39 protein-coding genes and 1 riboswitch (1 of these 40 running past the window's edge) are annotated in these 22,734 nt (G+C 34.3%); of the genes, 30 read left to right on the top strand and 9 right to left on the bottom strand.

What is annotated here, in order from left to right; all coding sequences use genetic code 11:
* Positions 1 to 21: riboswitch (SMK box riboswitch) on the top strand; it begins 57 nt to the left of the window's first position.
* From metK to AC4BC3_RS11790, 3 genes are all read left to right on the top strand, one after another.
* Positions 19 to 1,212, top strand: coding sequence for a methionine adenosyltransferase (gene metK, locus AC4BC3_RS11800; RefSeq protein ID WP_490466608.1), 1,194 nt, complete (start codon positions 19 to 21; stop codon positions 1,210 to 1,212). It overlaps the preceding riboswitch by 3 nt.
* A gap of 130 nt (positions 1,213 to 1,342) precedes the next feature.
* Positions 1,343 to 2,818 carry an MDR family MFS transporter gene (locus AC4BC3_RS11795; protein WP_206911169.1) on the top strand — a complete coding sequence of 492 codons (1,476 nt, stop codon included), beginning with the start codon at positions 1,343 to 1,345 and terminating at the stop codon, positions 2,816 to 2,818.
* Positions 2,819 to 2,836: 18 nt separating this feature from the next.
* Positions 2,837 to 3,625: an alpha/beta hydrolase gene (locus AC4BC3_RS11790; RefSeq protein WP_490466607.1), complete on the top strand. Its 789-nt coding sequence runs from the start codon at positions 2,837 to 2,839 to the stop codon at positions 3,623 to 3,625.
* 47 nt (positions 3,626 to 3,672) lie between these two features.
* On the opposite strand, the gene AC4BC3_RS11785 is transcribed toward AC4BC3_RS11790, so the two are convergent.
* Positions 3,673 to 4,326: a TetR family transcriptional regulator gene (locus AC4BC3_RS11785; RefSeq protein WP_490466606.1), complete on the bottom strand. Its 654-nt coding sequence runs from the start codon at positions 4,324 to 4,326 to the stop codon at positions 3,673 to 3,675.
* A gap of 114 nt (positions 4,327 to 4,440) precedes the next feature.
* On the opposite strand from AC4BC3_RS11785, the gene AC4BC3_RS11780 reads away from it, so the two are divergent.
* Positions 4,441 to 6,153, top strand: coding sequence for an ABC transporter ATP-binding protein (locus tag AC4BC3_RS11780; protein WP_206910349.1), 1,713 nt, complete (start codon positions 4,441 to 4,443; stop codon positions 6,151 to 6,153).
* A 3-nt stretch (positions 6,154 to 6,156) separates the two neighbouring features.
* On the top strand, positions 6,157 to 7,926 hold the full coding sequence (locus tag AC4BC3_RS11775; RefSeq protein WP_206910350.1) for an ABC transporter ATP-binding protein: 1,770 nt from the start codon (positions 6,157 to 6,159) through the stop codon (positions 7,924 to 7,926).
* Between the two features lie 84 nt (positions 7,927 to 8,010).
* Here the strand turns inward: AC4BC3_RS11775 and AC4BC3_RS11770 are convergent, their stop codons facing one another.
* The 4 genes from AC4BC3_RS11770 to AC4BC3_RS11755 are packed head-to-tail and all read right to left on the bottom strand — an operon-like array spanning position 8,011 to position 10,923.
* On the bottom strand, positions 8,011 to 9,132 hold the full coding sequence (locus AC4BC3_RS11770) for a tyrosine-type recombinase/integrase (RefSeq protein WP_490466605.1): 1,122 nt from the start codon (positions 9,130 to 9,132) through the stop codon (positions 8,011 to 8,013).
* Between the two features lie 57 nt (positions 9,133 to 9,189).
* Positions 9,190 to 9,978, bottom strand: coding sequence for a tetratricopeptide repeat protein (locus tag AC4BC3_RS11765; RefSeq protein WP_490466604.1), 789 nt, complete (start codon positions 9,976 to 9,978; stop codon positions 9,190 to 9,192).
* A 17-nt stretch (positions 9,979 to 9,995) separates the two neighbouring features.
* Entirely contained in the window at positions 9,996 to 10,475 is a 480-nt protein-coding gene (locus AC4BC3_RS11760; RefSeq protein ID WP_490466603.1) for an ImmA/IrrE family metallo-endopeptidase, read from the bottom strand.
* Between the two features lie 13 nt (positions 10,476 to 10,488).
* Positions 10,489 to 10,923: a helix-turn-helix domain-containing protein gene (locus tag AC4BC3_RS11755; protein ID WP_490466602.1), complete on the bottom strand. Its 435-nt coding sequence runs from the start codon at positions 10,921 to 10,923 to the stop codon at positions 10,489 to 10,491.
* A gap of 274 nt (positions 10,924 to 11,197) precedes the next feature.
* Between AC4BC3_RS11755 and AC4BC3_RS11750 the strand changes: the two genes are divergently transcribed.
* The gene (locus tag AC4BC3_RS11750; RefSeq protein WP_490466601.1) at positions 11,198 to 11,410 is read left to right on the top strand and encodes a helix-turn-helix domain-containing protein; all 213 of its coding nucleotides are present in this window, start codon (positions 11,198 to 11,200) and stop codon (positions 11,408 to 11,410) included.
* A 2-nt stretch (positions 11,411 to 11,412) separates the two neighbouring features.
* Positions 11,413 to 11,544 (top strand): hypothetical protein, encoded by a 132-nt coding sequence (locus tag AC4BC3_RS11745; protein WP_490466600.1) that lies wholly within the window; start codon positions 11,413 to 11,415, stop codon positions 11,542 to 11,544.
* Here AC4BC3_RS11745 and AC4BC3_RS11740 read toward each other — a convergent pair.
* Entirely contained in the window at positions 11,541 to 11,813 is a 273-nt protein-coding gene (locus AC4BC3_RS11740) for a hypothetical protein (protein WP_490466599.1), read from the bottom strand. The genes AC4BC3_RS11745 and AC4BC3_RS11740 overlap by 4 nt on opposite strands.
* A gap of 73 nt (positions 11,814 to 11,886) precedes the next feature.
* Between AC4BC3_RS11740 and AC4BC3_RS11735 the strand changes: the two genes are divergently transcribed.
* From AC4BC3_RS11735 to AC4BC3_RS11725, 3 genes are all read left to right on the top strand, one after another.
* On the top strand, positions 11,887 to 12,099 hold the full coding sequence (locus AC4BC3_RS11735; protein WP_096709848.1) for a hypothetical protein: 213 nt from the start codon (positions 11,887 to 11,889) through the stop codon (positions 12,097 to 12,099).
* A 65-nt stretch (positions 12,100 to 12,164) separates the two neighbouring features.
* Positions 12,165 to 12,353 carry a hypothetical protein gene (locus tag AC4BC3_RS11730; protein ID WP_490466598.1) on the top strand — a complete coding sequence of 63 codons (189 nt, stop codon included), beginning with the start codon at positions 12,165 to 12,167 and terminating at the stop codon, positions 12,351 to 12,353.
* Positions 12,353 to 12,502: a hypothetical protein gene (locus tag AC4BC3_RS11725; protein ID WP_490466597.1), complete on the top strand. Its 150-nt coding sequence runs from the start codon at positions 12,353 to 12,355 to the stop codon at positions 12,500 to 12,502. Before AC4BC3_RS11730 ends, AC4BC3_RS11725 begins: the two co-directional genes overlap by 1 nt.
* Positions 12,503 to 12,704: 202 nt before the next feature.
* On the opposite strand, the gene AC4BC3_RS11720 is transcribed toward AC4BC3_RS11725, so the two are convergent.
* The gene (locus AC4BC3_RS11720) at positions 12,705 to 13,394 is read right to left on the bottom strand and encodes a hypothetical protein (protein WP_490466596.1); all 690 of its coding nucleotides are present in this window, start codon (positions 13,392 to 13,394) and stop codon (positions 12,705 to 12,707) included.
* Positions 13,394 to 13,615: a helix-turn-helix transcriptional regulator gene (locus AC4BC3_RS11715; protein WP_490466595.1), complete on the bottom strand. Its 222-nt coding sequence runs from the start codon at positions 13,613 to 13,615 to the stop codon at positions 13,394 to 13,396. The genes AC4BC3_RS11720 and AC4BC3_RS11715 overlap by 1 nt, the downstream gene beginning before the upstream one ends.
* Before the next feature lie 116 nt (positions 13,616 to 13,731).
* On the opposite strand from AC4BC3_RS11715, the gene AC4BC3_RS11710 reads away from it, so the two are divergent.
* The 16 genes from AC4BC3_RS11710 (at position 13,732) to AC4BC3_RS11635 (ending at position 19,988) form a co-directional block, all read left to right on the top strand.
* Positions 13,732 to 13,905: a helix-turn-helix transcriptional regulator gene (locus AC4BC3_RS11710; RefSeq protein WP_033586948.1), complete on the top strand. Its 174-nt coding sequence runs from the start codon at positions 13,732 to 13,734 to the stop codon at positions 13,903 to 13,905.
* 36 nt (positions 13,906 to 13,941) lie between these two features.
* A complete protein-coding gene (locus AC4BC3_RS11705) occupies positions 13,942 to 14,388 on the top strand; it encodes a hypothetical protein (protein WP_490466594.1) in 447 nt (148 codons plus the stop codon).
* Positions 14,381 to 14,539 carry a hypothetical protein gene (locus AC4BC3_RS11700; RefSeq protein WP_205220102.1) on the top strand — a complete coding sequence of 53 codons (159 nt, stop codon included), beginning with the start codon at positions 14,381 to 14,383 and terminating at the stop codon, positions 14,537 to 14,539. The genes AC4BC3_RS11705 and AC4BC3_RS11700 overlap by 8 nt, the downstream gene beginning before the upstream one ends.
* Positions 14,540 to 14,625: 86 nt before the next feature.
* On the top strand, positions 14,626 to 15,144 hold the full coding sequence (locus AC4BC3_RS11695) for a hypothetical protein (protein WP_490466593.1): 519 nt from the start codon (positions 14,626 to 14,628) through the stop codon (positions 15,142 to 15,144).
* The gene (locus tag AC4BC3_RS11690; protein WP_490466592.1) at positions 15,141 to 15,806 is read left to right on the top strand and encodes an AAA family ATPase; all 666 of its coding nucleotides are present in this window, start codon (positions 15,141 to 15,143) and stop codon (positions 15,804 to 15,806) included. Before AC4BC3_RS11695 ends, AC4BC3_RS11690 begins: the two co-directional genes overlap by 4 nt.
* A 1-nt stretch (position 15,807) precedes the next feature.
* The gene (locus AC4BC3_RS11685; RefSeq protein ID WP_490466591.1) at positions 15,808 to 16,350 is read left to right on the top strand and encodes a DUF669 domain-containing protein; all 543 of its coding nucleotides are present in this window, start codon (positions 15,808 to 15,810) and stop codon (positions 16,348 to 16,350) included.
* A gap of 82 nt (positions 16,351 to 16,432) precedes the next feature.
* Positions 16,433 to 17,338 (top strand): Lin1244/Lin1753 domain-containing protein, encoded by a 906-nt coding sequence (locus AC4BC3_RS11680; protein ID WP_490466590.1) that lies wholly within the window; start codon positions 16,433 to 16,435, stop codon positions 17,336 to 17,338.
* Positions 17,339 to 17,353: 15 nt separating this feature from the next.
* Positions 17,354 to 17,674, top strand: coding sequence for a hypothetical protein (locus AC4BC3_RS11675; protein WP_490466589.1), 321 nt, complete (start codon positions 17,354 to 17,356; stop codon positions 17,672 to 17,674).
* Positions 17,675 to 17,869 carry a hypothetical protein gene (locus tag AC4BC3_RS11670; protein WP_490466588.1) on the top strand — a complete coding sequence of 65 codons (195 nt, stop codon included), beginning with the start codon at positions 17,675 to 17,677 and terminating at the stop codon, positions 17,867 to 17,869.
* Between the two features lie 17 nt (positions 17,870 to 17,886).
* Positions 17,887 to 18,120 (top strand): hypothetical protein, encoded by a 234-nt coding sequence (locus tag AC4BC3_RS11665; RefSeq protein WP_490466587.1) that lies wholly within the window; start codon positions 17,887 to 17,889, stop codon positions 18,118 to 18,120.
* Complete coding sequence (locus AC4BC3_RS11660) at positions 18,117 to 18,248, top strand: hypothetical protein (RefSeq protein ID WP_490466586.1); 132 nt, start codon at positions 18,117 to 18,119, stop codon at positions 18,246 to 18,248. The genes AC4BC3_RS11665 and AC4BC3_RS11660 overlap by 4 nt, the downstream gene beginning before the upstream one ends.
* A gap of 10 nt (positions 18,249 to 18,258) precedes the next feature.
* Positions 18,259 to 18,579 carry a hypothetical protein gene (locus tag AC4BC3_RS11655; protein WP_490466585.1) on the top strand — a complete coding sequence of 107 codons (321 nt, stop codon included), beginning with the start codon at positions 18,259 to 18,261 and terminating at the stop codon, positions 18,577 to 18,579.
* Positions 18,567 to 18,878, top strand: coding sequence for a MazG-like family protein (locus AC4BC3_RS11650; RefSeq protein ID WP_490466584.1), 312 nt, complete (start codon positions 18,567 to 18,569; stop codon positions 18,876 to 18,878). Before AC4BC3_RS11655 ends, AC4BC3_RS11650 begins: the two co-directional genes overlap by 13 nt.
* 56 nt (positions 18,879 to 18,934) lie before the next feature.
* Positions 18,935 to 19,471 carry a DUF1642 domain-containing protein gene (locus AC4BC3_RS11645; protein WP_490467318.1) on the top strand — a complete coding sequence of 179 codons (537 nt, stop codon included), beginning with the start codon at positions 18,935 to 18,937 and terminating at the stop codon, positions 19,469 to 19,471.
* Positions 19,468 to 19,833 carry a hypothetical protein gene (locus AC4BC3_RS11640; protein ID WP_490466583.1) on the top strand — a complete coding sequence of 122 codons (366 nt, stop codon included), beginning with the start codon at positions 19,468 to 19,470 and terminating at the stop codon, positions 19,831 to 19,833. Before AC4BC3_RS11645 ends, AC4BC3_RS11640 begins: the two co-directional genes overlap by 4 nt.
* Positions 19,830 to 19,988 (top strand): hypothetical protein, encoded by a 159-nt coding sequence (locus AC4BC3_RS11635; RefSeq protein WP_490466582.1) that lies wholly within the window; start codon positions 19,830 to 19,832, stop codon positions 19,986 to 19,988. The genes AC4BC3_RS11640 and AC4BC3_RS11635 overlap by 4 nt, the downstream gene beginning before the upstream one ends.
* A gap of 192 nt (positions 19,989 to 20,180) precedes the next feature.
* On the opposite strand, the gene AC4BC3_RS11630 is transcribed toward AC4BC3_RS11635, so the two are convergent.
* Positions 20,181 to 20,429 (bottom strand): hypothetical protein, encoded by a 249-nt coding sequence (locus AC4BC3_RS11630; protein WP_490466581.1) that lies wholly within the window; start codon positions 20,427 to 20,429, stop codon positions 20,181 to 20,183.
* A gap of 203 nt (positions 20,430 to 20,632) precedes the next feature.
* On the opposite strand from AC4BC3_RS11630, the gene AC4BC3_RS11625 reads away from it, so the two are divergent.
* The 4 genes from AC4BC3_RS11625 (at position 20,633) to AC4BC3_RS11610 (ending at position 22,707) form a co-directional block, all read left to right on the top strand.
* Positions 20,633 to 21,049 carry an ArpU family phage packaging/lysis transcriptional regulator gene (locus tag AC4BC3_RS11625; protein ID WP_490466580.1) on the top strand — a complete coding sequence of 139 codons (417 nt, stop codon included), beginning with the start codon at positions 20,633 to 20,635 and terminating at the stop codon, positions 21,047 to 21,049.
* A 295-nt stretch (positions 21,050 to 21,344) separates the two neighbouring features.
* Positions 21,345 to 21,566 (top strand): hypothetical protein, encoded by a 222-nt coding sequence (locus AC4BC3_RS11620; protein ID WP_181916335.1) that lies wholly within the window; start codon positions 21,345 to 21,347, stop codon positions 21,564 to 21,566.
* Positions 21,567 to 21,641: 75 nt separating this feature from the next.
* Positions 21,642 to 21,869 carry a hypothetical protein gene (locus AC4BC3_RS11615; RefSeq protein WP_490467317.1) on the top strand — a complete coding sequence of 76 codons (228 nt, stop codon included), beginning with the start codon at positions 21,642 to 21,644 and terminating at the stop codon, positions 21,867 to 21,869.
* Positions 21,870 to 21,984: 115 nt separating this feature from the next.
* Entirely contained in the window at positions 21,985 to 22,707 is a 723-nt protein-coding gene (locus AC4BC3_RS11610; RefSeq protein WP_490466579.1) for a DUF5677 domain-containing protein, read from the top strand.
* Positions 22,708 to 22,734 lie beyond the last annotated feature (27 nt).

The following is a 22,734-nucleotide window of genomic DNA, read 5'->3' as shown; positions in this document are numbered from 1 at the left end:
TAACTAGGGGGAATCACCATGACAGAAAGACATTTATTTACCTCAGAATCCGTTTCTGAAGGGCATCCGGATAAAGTTGCTGATCAAATCAGTGATGCAATTTTAGATGCAATTTTAGCACAAGATCCAATGGCACGTGTTGCTTGCGAAACATCCGTAACAACCGGGTTAGTTTTGGTATTTGGAGAAATTTCGACCACTGCTTATGTAGATATTCAAAAAGTTGTACGAGAAACAATTAAAGAAATTGGTTATACTCGTGCAAAATTTGGCTTTGATGGAGATACCGTGGCCGTCTTAGCAGCGATTGATGAACAGTCACCAGATATTGCTCAAGGTGTAAATGAAGCGTTAGAAATTCGTGAAGAAGACCAAAAAGACTTATTAGATGAGATTGGTGCAGGTGACCAAGGTCTTATGTTTGGGTTTGCGGTTGATGAAACACCAGAATTGATGCCTTTACCAATTGCTTTAAGCCATCGTCTAGTTCGCCGCCTTGCAGAATTACGTAAATCGAACGAATTAACTTATTTACGTCCAGACGCTAAATCACAAGTTACCGTAGAGTATGGAGAAGATGGACAGCCTGAACGAGTTGACACAATCGTGATTTCGACACAACATGATGATGCAGTAGATAATGAAACAATTCATAAAGATGTAATTGAAAAAGTTATTAAGGAAGTTATTCCGGCTGAATTATTAGATGATAAGACTAAATACTATATCAATCCTACTGGTCGCTTTGTTATCGGGGGTCCTCAAGGGGATGCTGGTTTAACAGGAAGAAAAATCATCGTTGATACTTACGGTGGTTATGCTCGCCATGGTGGCGGAGCATTTTCTGGGAAAGATGCAACAAAAGTTGACCGTTCTGCAAGCTATGCTGCACGTTATATTGCAAAAAATATTGTTGCTGCTGGTTTTGCAAGAAAAGTTGAAGTTCAATTAGCTTATGCGATTGGTGTTGCACAGCCTGTATCGATTTCAATCAATACTTTCGGCACAGGAACAGTATCGGAAGATGATTTAATTGCATCAGTACGGGAAAACTTTGACCTTCGTCCCGCTGGTATTATCGAGATGCTTGACCTACGTCGTCCAATTTACAGACAAACAGCTGCCTATGGGCACTTTGGGCGTACAGATGTTGATTTACCGTGGGAACGTACGGATAAAGTAGAAGCATTGAAAGCAACTTTAAGTAAGTAATAAAAATGCTGGAACGATTATCTTTAAGATAGTCGTTCTGCTTTTTTTTATAGTCTTATTCACTAATTATCTGAAATCATTCTTGTTTTAATATATTTTATTTTTGACAATTGAATATGGGGAGGAAAAAATGAAAAAAGAAACAAATGTAACGTTAGTAACAATAGGTGTATTTATTGCTACATTTATGACGGCGATTGAAGGAACAATTGTAACAACAGCAATGCCAACAATTGTTGGTTCACTACATGGAATGGAAATAATGAACTGGGTATTTTCAATTTACTTATTGACAAATGCGATGTTGACACCAATTTATGGAAAATTAGCTGATAAAATTGGCCGAAAACCAATTTTTATTTTTGGTACATTCCTTTTTATTATTGGTTCTTTGTTCTGTGGGTTATCTCAAACAATGATTGGATTGATTGCAGCCCGTGCACTACAAGGGATGGGGGCTGGAGCAATGATGCCTGTGGCTTTGACCATTATAGGTGATTTATATTCAATAGAAAAACGTGCAAAAGTATTAGGATTAAATAGTTCTGCATGGGGAATTGCTAGTGTGTTTGGTCCTCTGGCTGGTGGTTTTATTGTTGATACGATTAGCTGGCACTGGATTTTCTTCATTAATGTGCCAATTGGTATTGGACTGATGATATTGATTTGGATTTATTTAAATGAGCCAGCGATTGAACGTGAAGCAAAACCAATGGACATTTTGGGAAGTTTGAGCTTGATGGCAACATTAGTAACATTATTACTTGGATTTCAATTATTAGGTGACCAAGGATTTACGACTTTTGTTATTAGTTTATTGATAGTTAGTATTTTGCTATTTTTCCTTTTTATCTGGGCAGAAAAACGCGCAAAAGATCCTGTTATTATGTTGGATTTATTTAAGAATCCATTGTTTGTGATTGTCAATTTAGCAGCAGCTTTAGCGAGTGGTTTTTTGATGGGAATTGATGTGTATATTCCAATGTGGATGCAAGGCGTTCTTGGACTGAATGCTGCAGTAGGTGGATTGGTTTTAGCACCACTTTCACTTGTTTGGATGGTAGGATCATTTTTAGCGAGTCGATGGATGTCACAAATGTCGACTCATTGGGTGTTACGAATTGGGCTATTGATTACAACTATTGGTGGAATGTGGTTATACTTGATGCCTTTTGCAAGTAATTTTTTATGGTTCTTTGCAATTTCAACGATTATTGGTGTCGGATTGGGTATCACAATGACTACCTCAACTGTTAGTGCACAAAATAGTGTTCCACATGAACAATTAGGCGTGGCAACTTCGTTTAATACACTAGTGCGAACGATTGGTCAAACAGTGATGGTGGCAGTATTTGGGTTGCTGATGAATGCAGTTACTCAAAGAGAATTAGCAGCTAAACAACTAACTGATGATGCTGATATCATGAATAAATTAGTGAATCCACAAACTGCTAAACAAATTGATGCTACATTATTAGTTCCATTAAGAGAAATTTTATATGATGGACTACACAGTGTTTACTTTGCTGGTTTGCTTCTAGTCGTTCTTGCACTAGCTTTAACATTTTTTGTACGCATTAAAAGTGGTAAAATAATAGAAAGTTAAAGAAGGTAGGCGAAAAAATTGGCATTTATCCAAGCAAATATTTATTCTAATATATTAGAAATGGAAGTTAATTTAAATGTTATTCTTCCACAAAAAACGAATAAAGTAATTGGCACAAGCACACAGCAAGAAATCACGGATGTTTCAGTGATGTATTTATTACATGGAATGGGTGGCAACCATAGTGTCTGGGAGCGTCGATCATCTATTGAACGTTATGCTGCAGATTATGGTTTAGCTGTGATTATGCCATCAACAGATTTAGGTTGGTACACGGATACGACATATGATATGAAATATTGGACGTTTATTTCAGAAGAACTACCGGCTATTTGCCACGAATTATTTCCACAATTGACAACAAGAAGAGAGAAAACATATGCTGCTGGGTTATCGATGGGCGGCTATGGTGCATTAAAATTGGGCTTAGCTAAACCCGAAAATTTTGCAGCAGTGATTTCATTGTCTGGAGCTGTTTCCGTTGGCAATCGAATGGATGATTTATTAAAAATTCGAAAGCAGTCTTTCTGGGAAGGAATCTTTGGACCACTAGACCAAATTGAAGGTTCGATAAATGATCCAAGATTTTTACTGGATAATCTAATTGCTAGTGGTCAACAAGCACCACGAATCTTTTTGGCTTGTGGGGAATCTGATTTTTTATTTACTGCTAATCAGGAGATGGCTGAGGCAATCAAAGAAAATGGTTTAGCCGTTACATTTGAACATGGGCCAGGTGAGCATAATTGGATTTTTTGGGACGAATGGATACAACGTGCTTTCGGTTGGCTATTTGAAGGAGAATAAAAAAGTAAGCCAGTAATGTATGGTATCACATTACTGGCTTACTTTTTTTATAAAGTCTTGCTATATTCAAGACCAGTTAGATAAATGGTTACATTATTGAGAAATTCTTGTTTATTATTGGCCGTACGATGGGCATGAATATCTTCAATCAAACCAGTTAACTGATGTTCTTGGACATAAGTACGCATATATAAAATAGATTCTTTTAATAGCTCATTACCATTCATTACTTCATGCCGTAGTTTTTGTTCTTGTTGGTAGTCCATTAATTGACCAATTAACAAATTATGCAAAGCTGTGATTGCTTGTTGGCTTTGTTGTAATGAAAAATTTTGATTGATGAGCAATTGAATCATTGTTTCTAAATGCTCTAGTCGACTAGGAAATGCTGGAACAGTATGAATTTCGATTTCAGCAGCACAAGGAAATTGAGAGTACAAGTCATAATAGTTTTCCATAAATTGTAAAAGCTGTTGCTTCCATGGCATGTTGGTATTGGGAACGACTAGCATATCTTCAATTGTTTCAGCCATTTTTTGTAAGAGTTGTTGTTTATTTTTAAAATACCAATAAAGTGCAGGTGCTTGAACGTCCATTTTTTTTGCTAGAATACGCATAGAAAGAGCGGATAGTTCTTTTTTTTCTGCTAAAATTTCAAAGGCATTTTGGATAATAATTTTTTGTGAAAGCTTAGGTTCCATTTAATCGACCTCTTGTATTGCATTATTTTTTTAAACATGGTAAATTGTTATGCGGTCTTATTTTACAGTGTTAAAGAGAGACTGTCAATTTAACTAAAGGGGTGTAGATAACACATGAATCTAATTTTAAGACATGCGAAGAAGTATAAGATGGCTGTCTTTATTTCATTGGTTTCCGTAGGAATTATGGTCGCAGCTACGTTATGGCAACCAAAACTATTACAACAAGTACTTGAAGCTATTATTACAGAAGATAACGATGAAATGAAAACAATTGGTGTCTATCTGATTGGTTTAGCTGTATTAGGACTGCTTGCAGGTGTGACGAATACGATTTTCTCTGCCAGAGTAGCGCAAGGTGTAAGTGCGGATATTCGAGAAGAGGCGTTTCGAAAAATCCAAACGTTCTCGTTTGGGAATATTGAACAGTTTTCTGCAGGAAACTTAGTTGTTCGTTTGACAAATGATATCACGCAAATTCAAAATTTAGTGATGATTTCTTTACAATCACTTTTTAGAATTCCATTTTTATTTATTGGTGCATTTATTTTGGCGATGATGACAATGCCTCAATTGTGGTGGATCATTGTTGCATTGATTGTTGCAGTTGTTATCATTACTGGACTTTCTTTTACAAGAATGGGGAAACACTTTATGATCATCCAACAATTGATTGATAAAGTGAACAGTATTGCGAAAGAAAATCTCATGGGCATTCGTGTAGTCAAATCTTTTGTACAGGAAAAGAACCAGCTAAAAACATTTACCAAAGTGAGCGATGAATTAACTGAACACAACATTATTGTTGGAACTTTGTTTTCAGTCATGATTCCTTCCTTCATGTTAGCAGCTAATTTAGCAGTGGTTGGTGCGATTTTCTTTGTGAGTGATTTGGCGAAAGATGACCCTACTTTAATTGGTGGGATCGCTTCTTTTATGAACTATTTGATGCAAATCATGATGGCAATTATTATTGGCGGTATGATGATGATGATGACTTCAAGGGCTGCTGTTTCACTTAAACGAATCAAAGAAATCTTGGATACAGAACCAGATTTAACTTATCTGGATGTACCTGAACAAGAATTAACAGGCTCTGTAACGTTTGACCATGTTTCTTTCCGTTATCCTGGTGATGATGAAGATACCTTAAAAGATATCAGCTTTATGATTGAACCCGGAGAAATGGTTGGGATTGTGGGTGCAACGGGTGCAGGTAAGTCAACGTTAGCACAACTGATTCCAAGACTATTTGATCCAACAGAAGGAACAGTTGAAGTGGGTGGCGTTGACTTGAAAACGGTGAATGAGAAAAGTTTACGTAAAACAGTTTCCTTTGTTTTACAAAAAGCCATTCTCTTTTCGGGAACAATTGCACAAAATTTGCGCCAAGGAAAAGAAGATGCAACAGAAAAAGATATGGAACGTGCATCTAAAATTGCGCAAGCACAAGAATTTATCAGTAAATTGGTAGAAAGCTATGAAGCACCAGTTGAGGAAAGAAGTAGTAATTTTTCTGGGGGACAAAAGCAACGTTTATCTATTGCACGTGGCGTAATTGGTAATCCTAAAATTTTGATTTTGGATGATAGCACTAGCGCCTTGGATGCTCGTTCAGAAAAATTAGTTCGTGAAGCATTGAATCATGAATTGAAAGAAACGACGACAATCGTTATTGCACAAAAAATTGCGTCTGTAGTCAAAGCGAATCGTATTCTAGTATTAGATGAAGGCCGCTTAGTGGGAGAAGGTACACATGAAGAATTAGTTGCAACTAATCAAGTGTATCAAGAAATTTTTGAAACACAAAAAGGAATGGAGGAGTAATCAATGACTGATTTAATTAAAGCAAGTAAATTTTTCTATCATTATTTGAAACGTTATAAATTCTCCTTTTTCTTTATCTTTGTGACAGTAATTATTGCTACTTACTTACAAGTGAAGGCTCCACAATTTGTTGGGGAAGCTTTTCAGGAACTAGCAAATTATGTGACAGGATTAATGCAAGGCGTTGATGACAAGAGTAAATTCCTTGATATTATTTGGAAATTGTTGATTTTCTATGTTTTAGCTAGTGCTGCAAACTTTATTTATAGTATTTTGTTTACGCAAGTAGTTGGAAAATCAACAAACAGAATGCGTATTGGATTATTTAATAAACTTGAAAAATTGACGATTCGCTTCTTTGATTCGCATCAAGATGGTGAAATCTTAAGCCGCTTTACAAGTGATTTGGATAATATCCAAAATAGTTTGAACCAAGCATTGCTTCAAGTTATTACGAATGCGGTGTTGATGGTTGGCATTTTAATTATGATGTTTCGTCAAAATGTGGAATTGGCCTGGGCAACGATTGCTTCCACGCCAGTTGCCATTTTGATTGCTGTATTTATTATTCAAAAAGCACGAAAATATGTCGATTTACAGCAAGATGAAGTTGGTAAGTTGAATGGTTATATGGATGAAAAAATCAGTGGACAACGTGTGATCATTACCAATGGTTTACAAGAAGAAACGATTGATGGTTTTCTGGAACATAACCAAACAGTGCGTAAAGCAACCTATAAAGGTCAAGTGTATTCAGGTTTACTATTTCCAATGATGCAAGGAATGTCGTTGGTCAACACGGCAATCGTGATTTTCTTTGGTGGATGGTTAGCCTTGAATGGTGATTTAGAACGTTCTGTCGCATTAGGATTAGTAGTAACTTTTGTTCAATATTCACAACAATATTATCAACCATTGATGCAAATTTCTTCTGGTTACAGCATGATCCAATTAGCAATTACAGGTGCGAGAAGACTAAATGAAATGTTTGATGAACCAGAAGAAGTTAAGCCAGTTGATGGGAAAGCATTTGACGGTGTGGAACGAGAATTAGCCTTGAAACATGTTGATTTTGGCTATAAACCAGATAATTTGGTTTTGAAAGATGTTTCGATTAAGGTGAACAAAGGCGAAATGGTCGCTCTAGTTGGTCCAACTGGTTCTGGTAAGACAACGATCATGAATTTATTGAATCGTTTTTACGACGTCAATAACGGTGCGGTTATGATCGATGGGACAGACATTCGTGAATTTGATTTAGATATGTTACGTAAACATGTAGGGATTGTGTTGCAGGAATCTGTATTATTTTCTGGAACGATTCGCGAGAATATTACGTTTGGTAAACCAGAAGCAACAGATGAAGAAGTCGTCAATGCGGCGAAACAAGCCAACATTCATGACTTTATCATGTCACTAGAAAAAGGCTACGAAACGGAAGTTTCAGAAGAAAATAATTTGTTTAGTACGGGACAAAAACAATTGATTAGCATTGCACGGACGATTATTACGGAACCAAGTTTGTTGATTTTGGATGAAGCAACAAGTAACGTGGATACGGTCACAGAAGCAAGAATCCAAAAGGCGATGGATGAAGCAATCAAAGGTCGTACAAGTTTTGTGATCGCACATCGTCTCAAAACAATTTTGAATGCCGATCGCATTGTTGTTTTACGTGATGGGGTAGTAATTGAAGAAGGAAACCATCATGAGTTACTAGCGGAAGATGGCTTCTATGCAGAACTTTATCATAATCAATTTGTATTTGAATGATAATTCAAAAGAACCCCTTTAAACAGGGGTTCTTTTGGTGTTTTATATACTTTTTGTGTTTCCGAGGGGCAAAAAAGGGGCAAATTAAATTTCTATTTTTCCAAGTTTTTCTACTAGTTGGTCTTGCATATTTTTAGTTGTATGAGTATAAATTTTTAATGTTGTTTTTGAATCTTCATGTCCTACACGATCCATAATTGCTTTCAATGGAATTCCTAACTCTGTAAGTAGCGAAATATGGGAATGTCTTAACATATGAGAAGAAACTTTTTTATCTATGTTTAGTTTTTTTGATACAGTTCTTAAAGATTGATTGTACGCTTGAATAGATATCGGAGTACCATTTTTAGAAATGAAAATGTATTTGTTTTTATTATTTTTAATTAATTTGTTTTCTTCAATTAATTGGTCTATGATTTTTTTAGAATTACTTGATAATTCGATAGTTCGATAAGAGCCTGTATTTTTAGTAGTTGTTTTAATTTTTAGCTCGTAATCATAAGTTCCAGAAACTGTGATTTTATTACCATCATAATCAGATTCGGTTAAAGATATCAACTCACCATAACGCAGTCCAGTTAAAAACAAAAACTTAGTTATTAAAGAATAACGTGATTGTTGATATGAACTTTTTTGTTTATTAGCAATCATCTGAATTTCTTCTGTTGACAAATAACCATCTTTTTCTCTTTTTATTTCTTCGTTTGTCTTAGGTTTTCTTGCTAAAGAAACTCCACTTACAGGATTATATTTTAATCCATAACGACGACTAGCAAATTTAAAAATCATTCCTGTAAAAGTTTTTAAATGAATTACATAATTGTATGATAGATTTTTTTCAAAATAGTAATAATCTAGCATATCTTGTATTAGATTGCTATTAACATTTTTTACAAGTACATCATCTTTTATATATTTTGAAATTAATGATAGATAAACCTGAGCTGTTCGATAGGAACTCTCTTTAACAGTTGGCTTATATTTTTCATCCCATTTAGTTTTTAATTCTCCAAAAGTTAGTGGTAATTCTTCATTCCGTTTTATTTTTTCTGCGATTTTTTCATTTAAGAGTAAGGTTGCTTGATTCCAAGCTTGACGTGAGCCGCTAGATAAAGTTACGGATACTTTCTTTTTCTTTTCAGTTAAAGGATCCGTATAACGTTCGGTGTACTTAAATTTTTTGTCATTTATTTTTTCTACCCACATTATTTCTATCCCTTTCGAATGTATGTTCTTGTTGATTGTAAAAGAAAAGCCCGAAGGCTAGTCTTTTTTTGTATTCAAAAGCCTAGCTTTTTCGAGTCTTTTTTGAAAATCTTCAGATGAAGGATGATACATTAAGGCTTGATTAAGTACTTTTATTTCAGAAGAATAGTCTTTTTGTTTTCTATAAATAATAGCTAATCTAGTGAAAATGTTAGGGGGAGGGCAGTTTGAGAACATTTTATCTTTTAAAGCTAATTTTAGTGCAGATTCATAGGCTTTAATAGCATTCGGATAATCTTTATTTTGTTCATACGAGTATCCTACATGTTGATCTTCCACAAAATCGCCAGTAGATTTAAATGGTATGATTTTCCCCTTAACTTGAGTTCTTTTTTTATCTTGGTAAGAATATTTGACATTTCCATTTTTATCAATTGTTTTGAGGGCTTTATGATTTTTTATAATGTATTCATATTTTTCAATTGTTTTTCTACCTAATTCAGAAATAATACATTTTCCAATAATATAATTTTTTGAAATCAAGAAATCGAATTGTTTATGGAAATCAATTCCGTATTCATATAGAAAATATAGTGGGATGTTTTCTTTATTTGTGCGTGGATTGTGTATCCACCACAACATTATGATATGCCCAGGTAATAACCTGTTATTTAATTGTTTCATATTTTCTTTCGGAACTATAACTGAAGGAAAAGTTTCGTATTCAGCTAGTATTCTTTTACACTCTTCTTCGCTAGGTAAAACAGGAATTGTTTCATATTTTTTCTTGATATAAAATTTTTCTAATTGTTTTTTGTGAGATTGCAAATTAGTAAAAAAAATCATAAAACTAAAACTCCTTATTAATAATAACTGTTATAACTATTGAAATCGGCTGTTTCTTCTAAATATTTCCAGTCTACATACCGTTCAGCCCACTTAGGAATACCATGATTATTTAAAAAATTTTCTTTTGTAGGATGTTCCGCTAAATTAGCGCCATAGGTGAGAAATGAAACCATAAAAAAATTTGCTTCAAATTCATCACCTTGGGCAATAAAGCGCATATTATCTTTAGTGAGTTTATCTGCATTATTTTTATGACCGCAACAATGATGTCCTAGTTCATGTATAAATACAGGGTACTCATCTTCTTCCGTGTTTCTACTATTTAGAATAATAATGGAAGCTCGGTTCAAAAGTGAACGAAACCCCAAAATATTTTTTCCCAAATCTTTTTTAAAAACATATACTCCTAGATGATCAGCCAATTCAAATGGATCATTGGTTTCATATTTTTCTATCAGAGAATGGGCAGTTTCTCGAATTAAACGTTTCGACATCGGAAGAGACACCTCACTTGATTAAATCATCATGATTGTTTTTTCGATAATCTTTTCTAGTGAATTTCTTTTTTGCAATAAGCTTGGATTGACGAACAACAAAATCCAAAGCTTCTGCTAATAACTCTGCATCTTCCTCGTCAATTTCCTCGCCATCATTTTTGAAATATCCAATAGTATTTCGGTTACTTAATCCTTCTTTTAGTTCAGTAAGTGTTTTTTGGACATCGCGTTCATTATTGGCTGTAAATTGTGGCGTGTCTGTACGACCTAAAAGATAATCTGTTGTTACATCAAAGTAATCTGCTACTTTTTGTATTTTATCTCCAGATGGAGTACTTTTATTCCAATTTCTCAAACTCCCAGCGCTAAAATCTAGTTTTCTTTCTAATTCTGCTCTGGTCATTTTTTTTTCTTTAATAAGATTGTCAACTCTATCTAAAAGCATTATTTATTCCCCCTAGACTACAAAAAAAGTAAAATTTTGCATTTTCAAGTTGACTTGTGCAAAATATTGCATTATACTTTATTTGTAAGCAAGATATTTACGGCGCATAAAAAGCGAATAAGCAATTACTTAATAGTCTCCCCAGACATAAGCAAAGCTCACATTTTGTGTGCTGTATTTCCTATGCTTACATTATGCAATATATTACATTTTGTGTCAATCTTAAAGTAAAAAAACAATGTAAAATTTTCGTTTTAAAAGGAAGTGATATTTAATGACTTTAAAACAGCAAGTATTAATTGCTTTAGTAAAGAAAGGTTGGAGTCAAAGAGAATTAGCTCGACGAATGGGTATATCAATTACTTATTTACGAGATATCTTTATTGAAAAAAGAAAACCTAAGGAACGTTTAAAACAAATCGAAGAACTTTTGGATATCAAGTTAGAAGTAGATTTTAATGATCAGCCATCAGAACAGGAGGTGTAAAGATGAATCAGAACCAACAAGAATCAAAAGAGACTAGAAGTATATTTAAAGGTTTTAGCTTCAAATATCCACCAGTCTCAAAGGAAGAGTACATTAAAGCGTATGAAGAATACGTTAAGCGTTGTTCGAATTAATAACCATATTCATCAAGCAAATTATTGCTTCTCGCTTCATTTACCATACTCTTATTGAATTCTACAATGATAATTTTAGTGTCTTCGGCTTCGGGCAAAAGTTCAGAATATAAATTGTTAATAGATAATTCTGATTGGATAACTAAAAGATTTGGGAAAATATGAATCCATTTATCTGGTGACAATTTTTCTAATTTAGATCGTAGAGAAACTGCTAATGAGCTATTTGCATCAGTTTCCCAATAAAAAGATATTAAGTATTTTTTCAAAATATTTCACCTCGCTTTCAAACTAATTTTATCAAGAGGTGGATAACAAGACAATAAAGTGGGAGGTGTCAAGATGGTACAGCGTTTGAGCAAAGCGGAGTTTAAAGAGAAGTATAAGTATTCTGAAAGCACTTATCAAAGAAGAATGAAAGAATTTAAAAACTCACGTTTTAGTGAAGGATATAACGCAGTCACTGCTAAAGAAGTGACGATTGATATTGAATTGTATGAGCAGTTCAGAACATGGCGCTCTAAAAATCGTTTTAGAGTTAGAGCTGTTTGTTAGTATCGAAAATTCCACACTTACCTCTCCTTGGAGGTGGTGACGGTAAGAGTCGAAGGAGGGATGACATGGCATATACCTTGCAACAAGAAAATCAAATACTTGGATTGATCAGATGGCGCAGAAAAGCACTACGAGAGGAGCGAGAAGCGCTAAAAAAATCTAAGGAACTGACTGATCGACAAGCGAAACTGATTGAAATCGAGCTTGAAGATTTGCGATTTTTAGAAATGAAAAACAGAGAGGTTAGATTGTGATGGCAAAAGAGAAAATTGAATTTATAAAAACAGTATTTCCAAATGTTGAAAAGATTTTACTTTTTGCAACAGAAGATAACTTAAATAAGTTATTTGAACAAGCACAACAAAAAGTTGATTACGAGTTAATGGAGGCTCAATTTGAATAAAAAAAAGACCGCCGAAGCGATCATTTCTCGTCAGAGCGGCCGGCAAATTAAGGAAGTGAATCAATAATGGAACCTAAAGTAGAACTATCAACGTTAGCATTTGGTGCATTGAAAACACAAATTGAATTAATTCAGCAAAATGCAGAAACAACGATACTAGCTTGCAAAAGTCTCTTGAATACGTTAGAAAGAGCTGAAAAAGCTAGCGGAGTAACTTTTGAGATAGGAGATAATTATAGTCAGAAAAAATGTAAGTCTGAGCAGAGTTGATAAAATCTTTTAGATTATCTATATCCCAGTCTTCATATTTTTTGTAATAGTGTGTTTCATCATTACCAATTTTAAAACCAGCTAAAAAAAGACTTTTCAGTTGAGGAATTTCAATGAACCCGATTGCTTTTTGAACCTTCATTTTTGGTATTGATTCTTTTAAATCTGGCTTTTTAAGAGCTAGGTAATCTTTCAAAAGAATTTCTAGACTTTTTCTGTATCCCATTCCTGCTAATTCGTCTAGGCTTCGTCGTTCAGCAATATCTGATTGACAAAATATTTCAATAAAGCGAGGAGAAATTTTTTCTATTTGCCAAGGGAATTCAAAATTGCTACGAGGGGTGGGAGGATATTTTTTCCGTCTAGCATAGTAGTTATTTGAATCTTTGAAAATATTTTGATGTTCATCAAAATAATAGTAGTGAAAAGATAAATTTTCACAATAGGGACATTTCGTAACGATGAAAGCATTTTTACTACCTAGTTTACCATTATTAGTAGGAACTAATTGACTAGAAATTATATTTAAAGGTACTTCGTTTGCTTTATTGCAAAAACAACATTTATTGGGGAAATCAAATAATATTTCTTTGTTATCTATAAGAATATTCTGTCTGATCATTACAAATTTTCCTTTCTATCTGACCTACCGACCAAATAATCGAGCGACACACCGAAGTAGTCGGCGAGTAAAACAGCTTGTGATAATTTAGGTTCGTTTTCTCCACTTTCATATCGTTGGATTTGCCTAGTAGTTATGCCTATTTCTTTTGCTAATACAAGTTGAGATATGTCAGCTTCTGAACGAAGCTTTTTCAAATTCTCACTAAATGTCGTCATCATATATTCCTCCAAAAAAATAATTGACAACGACGAAAACGTCGCTTATTATATAAATATAAGCCGACGAAAACGTCGTCTTAAATAAGAAAGCAGGGGTTGATGTGAAGAATAAAAAAATGCTAAAACTTCGTACTAAAAAAGGCTTGTCGCAAGTGGAAGTTGCAAAACAAGCCGGTATATCAACTCGTCAGTATCAGAGAGTTGAAGCTGGAGAACATCTACCAAATGTCGCTCCGGCAATTAAAATCGCAAAGCTATTAGGAACAACTGTGGAAGAGTTGTTTACCTAGAGTATAGCACATGACTTATCTAGGAGGAAGAATCAAATGGCAGAAATGGCAAAGAAACACCAGCTAATTATCGAATATGAAGATGTAGCTGATTTAAGAGCTAAGTTGAAAGAAGAACAACGCAATTTAATCGGTACTCGCACGTTTGATGTGTTTCGACCAGTTGCTATCCAAAACGAGGAAATAATCGCAATCAATAAACAGTATTTTACTGAAGATGATTTTGATAAAACAATGTTTGAACCACTGAGAGCAATCTATGTGGTTGAAGGGAAATTTTTAACTGAATCTACAATCCACGAATCATTGAAAAAAATAGCATTGAATGTTTTCGGTGTTACCAAGAACAAGGATTTAACACAAGAGCATTTATCACAAGTACAAGAAGTTTATCGAACATTTAAAGAAGTCTTTTTGTATCTATATGAGGAACGTATTAACAAAATAAGAAAGGAATTCTCAAGGGGGAATTTGAATGATTAAAATCAATACGCTTTGGATTGCATTATTTGTCTTTATGCTTGTAGTAATCTCAAACGCTAATTTGTTTGCAGGTTGTTTATTTGCAGGGATGATTACTTTGTTAAGTTTATTAGAAGATTTCACAAAGAAATCAGGTGCTAAGCATGAATGATTTTGCACAGTCGTTAGACAACTATATAACTGATCCTGATTGGGCTAAACCACCTTATGAAGCACCAATCGATGAGGAGGATGAAGATGAATCATTTTGAAGGACATGATTTGGAGTGGATAACAAAAAAAATCGAAAGCTTGGAACAAGCGAAGAAACATTGGCTTGATAAATATGATCTTGAAATTGCACAGCTAACAGAAAGAAAGAACCGTGTATGTGCAGATTTACAAAAAGAAATTGATGAAGCAGTAGCTATCCAAATACAGTTGATGGGCAATGCGGAATTAGTCGAAACCAAAAGTTTTGTTTTGACGATGAAGCCTGTCGATTTGCGTAAGCCATCGCAATTTAAATTACAACCATCAAAAGTAAAAGAAGAGAAGGAACAATTTATTCAGTATCTTCGAAATGCACATCCTAAATTGGTTAAAGAATCAACCGAATACAAACCAAAGCAACTAGACATTAAAAAGTTGATTGCTGACGGTGTGTTTCAATTAACAGATGATTGTCGAGTCGTTGATGACAACGGTTGTTTTATTCCTAATTTAACGGTTGATATCAAAGAGCCGGAAGTAAAAGTGAAGGTGAAGCAGGTATGAAATTCTATCCAAATGGAACAGTACCAAAACAAGCGAATATGTATTTTATTTACGGTGATGGCGGTACAGGGAAAACTTCACTAGCAAAACAGTTTGAAGGCAACAAAATGCTTTTTAGTTTTGATTTATCAACGAACGTGTTAATCGGGGAAAAAGATATCTCTGTTGTTCAGTTAGAAAGTGGAGATGCACCGAATATCCAATCGCTAATAGATAAGTGGGTACTAGGCGCATTGATGAAATCAGAATATGAAGTGATTATCTTAGACAACATGACTGCGTTACAAAATTTAGTACTGGAAAATATTGATGGAGCTTCAAGAGATGGACGTCAAAATTATCAAAAATTGCAACTATGGTTCAGACAATTGGGTACTAAATTAAGAGAGAGCAATAAAACGATCTATGCCACTGCACACCAAGTTGATAATGGTGCCAGCGGATTAGATGGTAAAGGGCGCTTTAGTCCAGATATGAACGAAAAGACTTTTAATGCTTTTACATCGATGTTTGATTTAGTCGGTCGTATTTACATTGATGACGATAAACGTTTGATTGATTTAAATCCGGAAAACGGGAATCATGCAAAAAATAGAATCGATGATCGCAAGCTTATCGAAGCGAAGGAACTAATAACTAATTATCAGGAAGAAGGAATTTAATATGGCGCTATTTGTAGTAGATTCACAAAATGTTTTAGGTAAATCAGTAAAGGAAGCAGGAAGCTATAATGTGAAAATTCTTCCTGACTCTGAATGTAAAAGAACGAAAGAAACAAATAATGACATGGCTGTATTCAACTATGAAGTAATTGATGGGAAATACAAAGGTGGAAAAATTCTTTACGACAACGTCGTATGGGATAACAACGATATTGAATTTTCTACTAAACGATTTAATACAATTTTAACAGCAATTGGAGTACCAGACGGAACAGCAATTGATAGCATTCAACAATTAGTCACTGCTGCAAAAGGTAAAACATTAAATATTACTGTTGATTGGAAACACAGTGATTATAACGATCGATGGAATTTATCTGTGAAAGCTTATAACAAACTTGATGAAGAAGGAAGTAAGCCTAACGGTGTAGAACGTCCTAACGGTAACGAAGCAAACAAAAACACATTTGTGCAACAACATTCAAATGATACATTTGCAGGTAGTTCTACGATAGATATTTCGGATGATGACCTTCCCTTTTAATCAACAAACGACATTATTTGATTCACTGAATCCACCACTATAGCGAGAGATTTTTCTCTCGCTTATCTAAGGAGGGAATAGCATGAATGATAGTTACTTTCCTCATGATAGCAATGCAAGAAATTCAGACAAATTGATTCCTGTGAGAATGAAATACGGTGCTGAAGGTTATGGCATTTATTTTATGATTTTAGAACGTCTTCGTGAAGAGAAGAACTACATGAGTATCAAAGATTACAATACGTTAGCCTTTGATCTTCGTGTAGATACCTCAAAAATAAAGGCTATTGTCGAAGATTTCAGGTTATTTGCCTTCACCGAAAATGGTGAGTGTTTTTACTCCGAAGGATTCAACAAGCGCATGGAGATTAAAGATGCCAAATCAAGAAAGCGATCAGAAGCAGGGAAAAAGGGTGCAAGCAAAAGATGGCAAAAAAATAGCAATGCTATAGCAATGTCATCAGATGAAAATAGCAAAAATGAAAATGCTAATGCGATTGCTACAGAAAAAAATAGCAAGGAAAGTAAAGGAAAGGAAACAAAAGAAAAGGAAAGTAAAGTAAATAAAATAATAGATTATGAAGAAGATATGGGCGTGTACGAGTTCATTCAAAAATCTTGGGGGAAACCGCCTACTGGTGTTCTGCAAGGTGCATTAGGTCCATGGATACGTAAATGGGGATCAGAAATGATTTTATTTGCTTTTCAATCCGCTTATGAGTATGGCGCGGAGATGCGGGGATTAAACAAATATGTGGGTAGAATTCTTGATACGTGGAAGTCAAAGAATGTTTCTACGCTACAGGATGCAGTCAAAGCGAAAGAAGATTGGGAAGCGAAGAATAAACAAAAGAATTTCTCTAATTCTAAACCTATTCGGAATGTAACACGAAAAGAACCTACCCCCAAATGGTTAGCAGACTATGAAGAACAAGAAAGGCTCAGAAAAGAAAGAGAAGCACATCAATATGACGATGTCCCTTTCTAAACGTGAGGTGATACTTTGAAAGAATATAACTATCTCAAGCTGTTAAAAAAACTGGGGGAATGTAAACAAGGTGATGAACGTCGATGTTTGCAAGCAGTTTATAGCCAGCTAAAAGATTTAACCGAAGACCAAATAAAAAATGATCGCTCGAGCTGGAGCAAGTTACGTGTTTACTATGCGCTATACGTAGATCCTACAAAGCTAGAACGTGTCCTTGAGAAGCGAGAAGATGGGCTTCATACACAAAAGAGGAAGTATTCCCTTTTAACATTCGATGAGTGTTACCGAGGGTTACAGAAACATTTGGAAGCCCAACAAAAAGGAGTGGTCGTGTAGGTGGGACAGCCAAAACAAACAGGTGGGACACCTAAGAAAAGACCGAGATTTTCTCTTGATAATGATACGATCGAACAACTCGCTTGGATGCATGAGGAAGATACTAAAAAGGCAAAACATCGAATCTATCCATCGGATACGTTGAAGAAAATCATTAACGAAGCGTATACAGTACGCAGAGCATTTAGAAATTAGTTATTGGAGGTTTGAAGATGAACAGAAAAAAGAATTTTATTCCAGAAGTTGATCAAGAAGTCGAATGCTTCTGTTGCGATTCAAATAGAGAAACACCATGGCTTTATCCATTTTCGGGATATGTAAAACATGTTTATGACAATTCAGCGATGGTAACGATTGATAGTACTCACCCAAAAGATGATTACCTAGTGATAGAACGTGGTGGAAGAATGATTGTTCCTTTCACAGAAATGAGGGCATCGAAATGAATGGTTTAAAAGGTTTACTAGATATCACATCATTATTTTTAGGATGTGGGCTTATTTTGGCAGTGGCAATGCTTGTATTAGCAGGAGTAGTCAAATTAGGCGTACTACTTTGGCAAATGATTTTTTAGGAGAAAGAAAATGTTAGCAATGAAAATCGAAAACTATCGAATCACTGAAACGAGTGATTGTAAAAATATTGTATTATCGCGAGTCATTCTTGATGAAAAAGGGGATATCCAATATACCGAAAGTGACAAAGGTGAAAAAATAGAATCTACTTCGTTTATTGGGTACTACCAAACATTAACCACGTGTTTAAGAGCCATACAACGCGACTATGTGATGAGAGAAGGTCACGTGATAAAAAGTATTATTGAGTATAAAAATGCGCTTGAGCGCATCACCAATGAGTTTGAAGAAGCATGTGAAATTCAGGAGGAAAAACAATGGACGAACTAATCGCAAAAGTAGAACAGTGGGCAAAAGACAAAGGATTAGATCAAGCTGATCCAAAAGCACAATTTTTGAAAGTTGCGGAAGAATTCGGGGAAATCGCTTCTGCGATGGCAAGAAGTAATGACGAGCTGTTTAAAGACAGCGTAGGAGATGTCATTGTTACGCTGATTATTCTTTCGATGCAAAAAGGAACAAATGTACAAGAATGTTTAGAACTAGCGTATAACGAGATTAAAGGACGAACTGGAAAGATGGTAGATGGTGTATTTATTAAATCAGAGGACTTGGAGGAACAGCGATGAATAAACAAGAATTGATTGCTGAACTGACTAAGTATGTAAAAAGATATGAAGATGAAATGGATGAATACGATCAAGGGCGATTTGGTGCTTACAAAGTGGCTTTAGCTTTAACTAGACAACTAGACGAACCACAGAAGCCAGTTGTGCCGAAGTTTGTGGCAGGTTGGATCGAAAAAAGTACAGACAATTTAACAAAAGCTGAAAAAATAGCGTATTTAATCAAATCAAAAGATGGTGATTCATATTATTTCTGTGATTGGTTTGTACGAGATGGCATAGTGACGCAAGAACAAGGAGAAGAATTACTCGCTTGGGTAACGAGACAATCATATGAAACACAATTGAGCTTGTACAACGGATACGAGGTCGAGAAAGAGCCGTTGTATTATGTGAAGTTCTCTGATCTTAGACACTCATCAAGTGATAATGTTTATGGATTAAAAAAAACGTTGAATGGCGAAATAAGAGTTAGTGTTTTTGATAAGCGAGAAATCGGTAAAACAAAAGATTCACAACTCACTGAACAAGAAATCAAAGCAATTGATGAAAGATACTGGCCATTTGCCGTGCCGGTGGAAGAGGTAGAAGGATGAGTAAGACATTAAAATGGCTTGAAGAAGAATCATATAGACTTGAAAAAGAGTGTAATGAGAATAGCAATCTATATAAAACAGTAAATCATAGCTTTTTAGAAGGTTTTAATTATGCGCTAGCAAATATTCAGGCGCTAGAAGAAATAAAGATCAACAATAACCAGAGAATCGTGTTGAAGTGGTTGAAAGAGAATACTTGTAAACGTAAAAAGCCTGTCTATCCGATGAATTTAGTAAGAAAATTAGTTGCAAAAATGCCTGCAGAAATTGTTAGTCACTACAATCATTTAAGTGATAGAGAAGAATTTGAAGTCCTAGTAGCGTTCGCAGAATGGGGATTGGAACAGGAGGAAGCAAAATGAATGAACTAGCAATGTTAGTTTTTGTTGTAGTGCTATTTGGACCATCAATAAAAATTTCTGATTCAAAAGGATACACTCGTTTTATTTGCAAAGGCTTATTAATTGCGTTCATTGAAAAAGCAATCAATATGGTGAATCAGTATTCGGATAAATAAAAAAGACAGCTGACCACTAGCTGTCTACAGAATATTGAAGAATAGAGTTGCCTGTTTTCCGTCAGACAACTCCGCTTGTATATGGTATAACGAACGTTTAAATTCGCTATTCAATGATTTTATCATAAAAAAGGCAAATAAAAAAAGCCGGATTCCTCCGACTGATTAAACAGGCTAATTTTTACGGACGAACTAGTAACCAGATGATAGCTCTGACTGACGCTTTGCATCCACTATTGCATCACTCATTTTATCAAAGTGATTGATGTCAATATCATAGATAAAGAGGTTCATTTTCATAGATTTGATCTCTTTTAAGTTTAATACAGAAATTGATTTGACCACAGTGTCTGTTAATTGTTTATTGAAATTTGCTTTTTCTAAAGTAGAGAAGATTCGATAATTTGCGATATATACATTTAAAGGGTAAAAATTTGCCATAACGATTCACTTCTTTCTTGGTACTTCTCCAGTATAACACGAATGAGATATGTATGAGATCTAGTTATAAAACATATGAAAAACGTAAGAATATTAGCTGGGAAAATAAAAATTAAATATTAAAAAAGCACCAAGTCAAAGCTCAGCGCTTAATATTATCTAGTCAATGACATTATAGCATAAAAAAGGAGCGATTTGACTTGATGCAGTTACTACGAGAGGTAGATTTCAGACAGACAAGATGCAATGCGAGAGATGTACTTAAAAACTTTAGACGTTTAGAGCGACTCGCTGGTCGCTCTTTGGTAGATATTAAGTCTCCGATTATTACGGATATGCCACGGTCACCGAAACACGGCAATAAAACAGAAGATGCAATGATCCAATTAGCAGATGCTGAAACAGAACGAAATGCGATTCTAGGAGCTTTAATGGCACTTAGTTTGATTAGCCGACAGATACTTTATTATAGTTTCTGCGACGTTGAAAAGCATTCAAATTATGAAATCGGTCAATTGATTTGCGGTTACGGAGAGAAAAATGTAGAGAAATTAAAATCCAATGCACTAATTGAATTTGCAGAAGCGTATAAAAAAGGAGCGTTGATTGCTTATCTATAATTTTGTAGGGTTTTTATAGGGATTTTGTAGGGAAAGTGTAGGGGGTTTGAACGATTTAACGTGATATTATGATAGTGTCGAAAGATTAGAAAACAGGATCGACAAAATAAACGAAGGGAGGTAGTCTCCCTCATCGTTAGTAGCTTCTTCTTGAATAGTCATAATCAACTAAAAACTACTCACGCATACGTTTTATCTATGCGATTGTGACTATTCTAAATTTAAGTTTTATTTGTTAAAATATTGGCTTTTTTCAAAGTAAGAGGTATCTTTATTTTGAAGGAGGTGAATAAAAATGAATCTAGAATTGATTGATAGCTCTCAAGAACCGCATCCAGGCTATGGTGCTGGCCCTGGTTATATAATCCATATGGAATACAAATGCCCATGTGGAAAAGGGACTGTAACTTACGACAAAGATGATATACCTGGTTTTCGTGATAAGAGCACATGGGTTAACTGTGATGAATGTAGTAAAAAGTATATAATAAATAAAGGAACTGCTACTCTTAAGTAATAATTTAAAATTTGTTTGTTAAGGATCATCTCGACTTGAGGTGATCTTTTTGTTTTACATAAAGGAGGTTATGCAATAAGAAACTACTGGTATGTATCACTATCAAATAAATATCCTCATCCGAATGATGATGACCCAATTCGTGCAGTACAGTCTGTTCAAATAAAAAATAAATACTCAATCATCGAAATGACGAGAGAAGCTACTCCTTTCGAGTTAGACAGCTGTCGTTTAGTTTACTGTGGTCACGGCTATTTTGATGAAAAAAACATTCAAACGAACATTGATAGATATCTGAGGTGAAAAGATGCAACTTAATTAAGTTGTCGATTTAAAGATATTGATTGAAGCTGACCTTATGTTGAAAGACATTGATGATTGAGAGATAATCAATATGAAAATAAGGGAGGTTACTAGATTGAAAAATAATTTTATCAAAGAAGACGATCAAAGTATTAAAGATTATGAAAAAGTACTAAAAACTATTGCAAATAAGATACCAGAAGTAGAAGAACCTTTGCATTATATGGTTTCAACAGACATCGGCTTTGAAATTTTAAATTTAAAAATATCTATCAATATTTTATTAGATAAAAAACATTATACAGGTATTTTATCTCTAACACGGATAATGTTGGAAAATTGTATTTACTTAAAATATATTCTGAGTAAAGATTCATTTAAAAGAAGTAAAGCATATCAATTAAATACTTATAGAGATATGGAAAAACAATACAATGCTCAAAAAAATAATAAAAGGTTAGAAAAAATGCGCGAACAAGATCCATCTTTAAATATACAGATTGATCTGTATGAACAAAATAAATCTGAAATTACTCAATATTTAAAAGAACTTGACTCACTTTACGGACATAAATTGGTGCCCTGGTATAATGATGACGGAAAGACAAAAGGAATATATAAGTTATTTGAACGTTTAGGTAAATCCGATTGGTATGATGGCATATATAGATATTTATGTATGGAAGCACATGGTAATAACGGATTAAAACATTTTGAAATGTCAGATAATGGCAATACAATATTGAGATCAACTACATTGGATGAAACAAAAATTAGTAGTATAACTTGTAGCATTCTCGATGAAACAATAAGAGAATTAACAAATTTGATTATTTAGAAAAACAAAACTCAACCTAAAAAAGAT

This window comes from Enterococcus sp. AAFC-DPL-6103, from assembly GCF_058216595.1.
The sequence above is the reverse complement of the archived record's forward strand: the minus strand, read 5'-3'. Positions and strand labels throughout refer to the sequence as shown.

Excerpts from the sequence above, each read along its gene's own strand:
- AC4BC3_RS11620 (WP_181916335.1), top strand. The coding sequence starts at position 21,345 with ATGAATCTAGAATTGATTGATAGCTCTCAAGAACCGCATCCAGGCTAT.
- AC4BC3_RS11730 (WP_490466598.1), top strand. The coding sequence starts at position 12,165 with ATGGCATATACCTTGCAACAAGAAAATCAAATACTTGGATTGATCAGA.
- AC4BC3_RS11760 (WP_490466603.1), bottom strand. The coding sequence starts at position 10,475 with ATGTCGAAACGTTTAATTCGAGAAACTGCCCATTCTCTGATAGAAAAA.
- AC4BC3_RS11780 (WP_206910349.1), top strand. The coding sequence starts at position 4,441 with ATGAATCTAATTTTAAGACATGCGAAGAAGTATAAGATGGCTGTCTTT.
- AC4BC3_RS11770 (WP_490466605.1), bottom strand. The coding sequence starts at position 9,132 with ATGTGGGTAGAAAAAATAAATGACAAAAAATTTAAGTACACCGAACGT.
- AC4BC3_RS11715 (WP_490466595.1), bottom strand. The coding sequence starts at position 13,615 with ATGATGACGACATTTAGTGAGAATTTGAAAAAGCTTCGTTCAGAAGCT.
- AC4BC3_RS11765 (WP_490466604.1), bottom strand. The coding sequence starts at position 9,978 with ATGATTTTTTTTACTAATTTGCAATCTCACAAAAAACAATTAGAAAAA.
- AC4BC3_RS11750 (WP_490466601.1), top strand. The coding sequence starts at position 11,198 with ATGACTTTAAAACAGCAAGTATTAATTGCTTTAGTAAAGAAAGGTTGG.
- AC4BC3_RS11680 (WP_490466590.1), top strand. The coding sequence starts at position 16,433 with ATGAATGATAGTTACTTTCCTCATGATAGCAATGCAAGAAATTCAGAC.
- AC4BC3_RS11695 (WP_490466593.1), top strand. The coding sequence starts at position 14,626 with ATGAATCATTTTGAAGGACATGATTTGGAGTGGATAACAAAAAAAATC.
- AC4BC3_RS11630 (WP_490466581.1), bottom strand. The coding sequence starts at position 20,429 with ATGGCAAATTTTTACCCTTTAAATGTATATATCGCAAATTATCGAATC.
- AC4BC3_RS11640 (WP_490466583.1), top strand. The coding sequence starts at position 19,468 with ATGAGTAAGACATTAAAATGGCTTGAAGAAGAATCATATAGACTTGAA.
- metK (WP_490466608.1), top strand. The coding sequence starts at position 19 with ATGACAGAAAGACATTTATTTACCTCAGAATCCGTTTCTGAAGGGCAT.
- AC4BC3_RS11785 (WP_490466606.1), bottom strand. The coding sequence starts at position 4,326 with ATGGAACCTAAGCTTTCACAAAAAATTATTATCCAAAATGCCTTTGAA.
- AC4BC3_RS11725 (WP_490466597.1), top strand. The coding sequence starts at position 12,353 with ATGGCAAAAGAGAAAATTGAATTTATAAAAACAGTATTTCCAAATGTT.
- AC4BC3_RS11720 (WP_490466596.1), bottom strand. The coding sequence starts at position 13,394 with ATGATCAGACAGAATATTCTTATAGATAACAAAGAAATATTATTTGAT.
- AC4BC3_RS11685 (WP_490466591.1), top strand. The coding sequence starts at position 15,808 with ATGGCGCTATTTGTAGTAGATTCACAAAATGTTTTAGGTAAATCAGTA.
- AC4BC3_RS11665 (WP_490466587.1), top strand. The coding sequence starts at position 17,887 with ATGAACAGAAAAAAGAATTTTATTCCAGAAGTTGATCAAGAAGTCGAA.
- AC4BC3_RS11650 (WP_490466584.1), top strand. The coding sequence starts at position 18,567 with ATGGACGAACTAATCGCAAAAGTAGAACAGTGGGCAAAAGACAAAGGA.
- AC4BC3_RS11660 (WP_490466586.1), top strand. The coding sequence starts at position 18,117 with ATGAATGGTTTAAAAGGTTTACTAGATATCACATCATTATTTTTAGGA.
- AC4BC3_RS11690 (WP_490466592.1), top strand. The coding sequence starts at position 15,141 with ATGAAATTCTATCCAAATGGAACAGTACCAAAACAAGCGAATATGTAT.
- AC4BC3_RS11710 (WP_033586948.1), top strand. The coding sequence starts at position 13,732 with ATGCTAAAACTTCGTACTAAAAAAGGCTTGTCGCAAGTGGAAGTTGCA.
- AC4BC3_RS11795 (WP_206911169.1), top strand. The coding sequence starts at position 1,343 with ATGAAAAAAGAAACAAATGTAACGTTAGTAACAATAGGTGTATTTATT.
- AC4BC3_RS11705 (WP_490466594.1), top strand. The coding sequence starts at position 13,942 with ATGGCAGAAATGGCAAAGAAACACCAGCTAATTATCGAATATGAAGAT.
- AC4BC3_RS11775 (WP_206910350.1), top strand. The coding sequence starts at position 6,157 with ATGACTGATTTAATTAAAGCAAGTAAATTTTTCTATCATTATTTGAAA.
- AC4BC3_RS11700 (WP_205220102.1), top strand. The coding sequence starts at position 14,381 with ATGATTAAAATCAATACGCTTTGGATTGCATTATTTGTCTTTATGCTT.
- AC4BC3_RS11755 (WP_490466602.1), bottom strand. The coding sequence starts at position 10,923 with ATGCTTTTAGATAGAGTTGACAATCTTATTAAAGAAAAAAAAATGACC.
- AC4BC3_RS11635 (WP_490466582.1), top strand. The coding sequence starts at position 19,830 with ATGAATGAACTAGCAATGTTAGTTTTTGTTGTAGTGCTATTTGGACCA.
- AC4BC3_RS11625 (WP_490466580.1), top strand. The coding sequence starts at position 20,633 with ATGCAGTTACTACGAGAGGTAGATTTCAGACAGACAAGATGCAATGCG.
- AC4BC3_RS11735 (WP_096709848.1), top strand. The coding sequence starts at position 11,887 with ATGGTACAGCGTTTGAGCAAAGCGGAGTTTAAAGAGAAGTATAAGTAT.
- AC4BC3_RS11655 (WP_490466585.1), top strand. The coding sequence starts at position 18,259 with ATGTTAGCAATGAAAATCGAAAACTATCGAATCACTGAAACGAGTGAT.
- AC4BC3_RS11645 (WP_490467318.1), top strand. The coding sequence starts at position 18,935 with ATGGATGAATACGATCAAGGGCGATTTGGTGCTTACAAAGTGGCTTTA.
- AC4BC3_RS11745 (WP_490466600.1), top strand. The coding sequence starts at position 11,413 with ATGAATCAGAACCAACAAGAATCAAAAGAGACTAGAAGTATATTTAAA.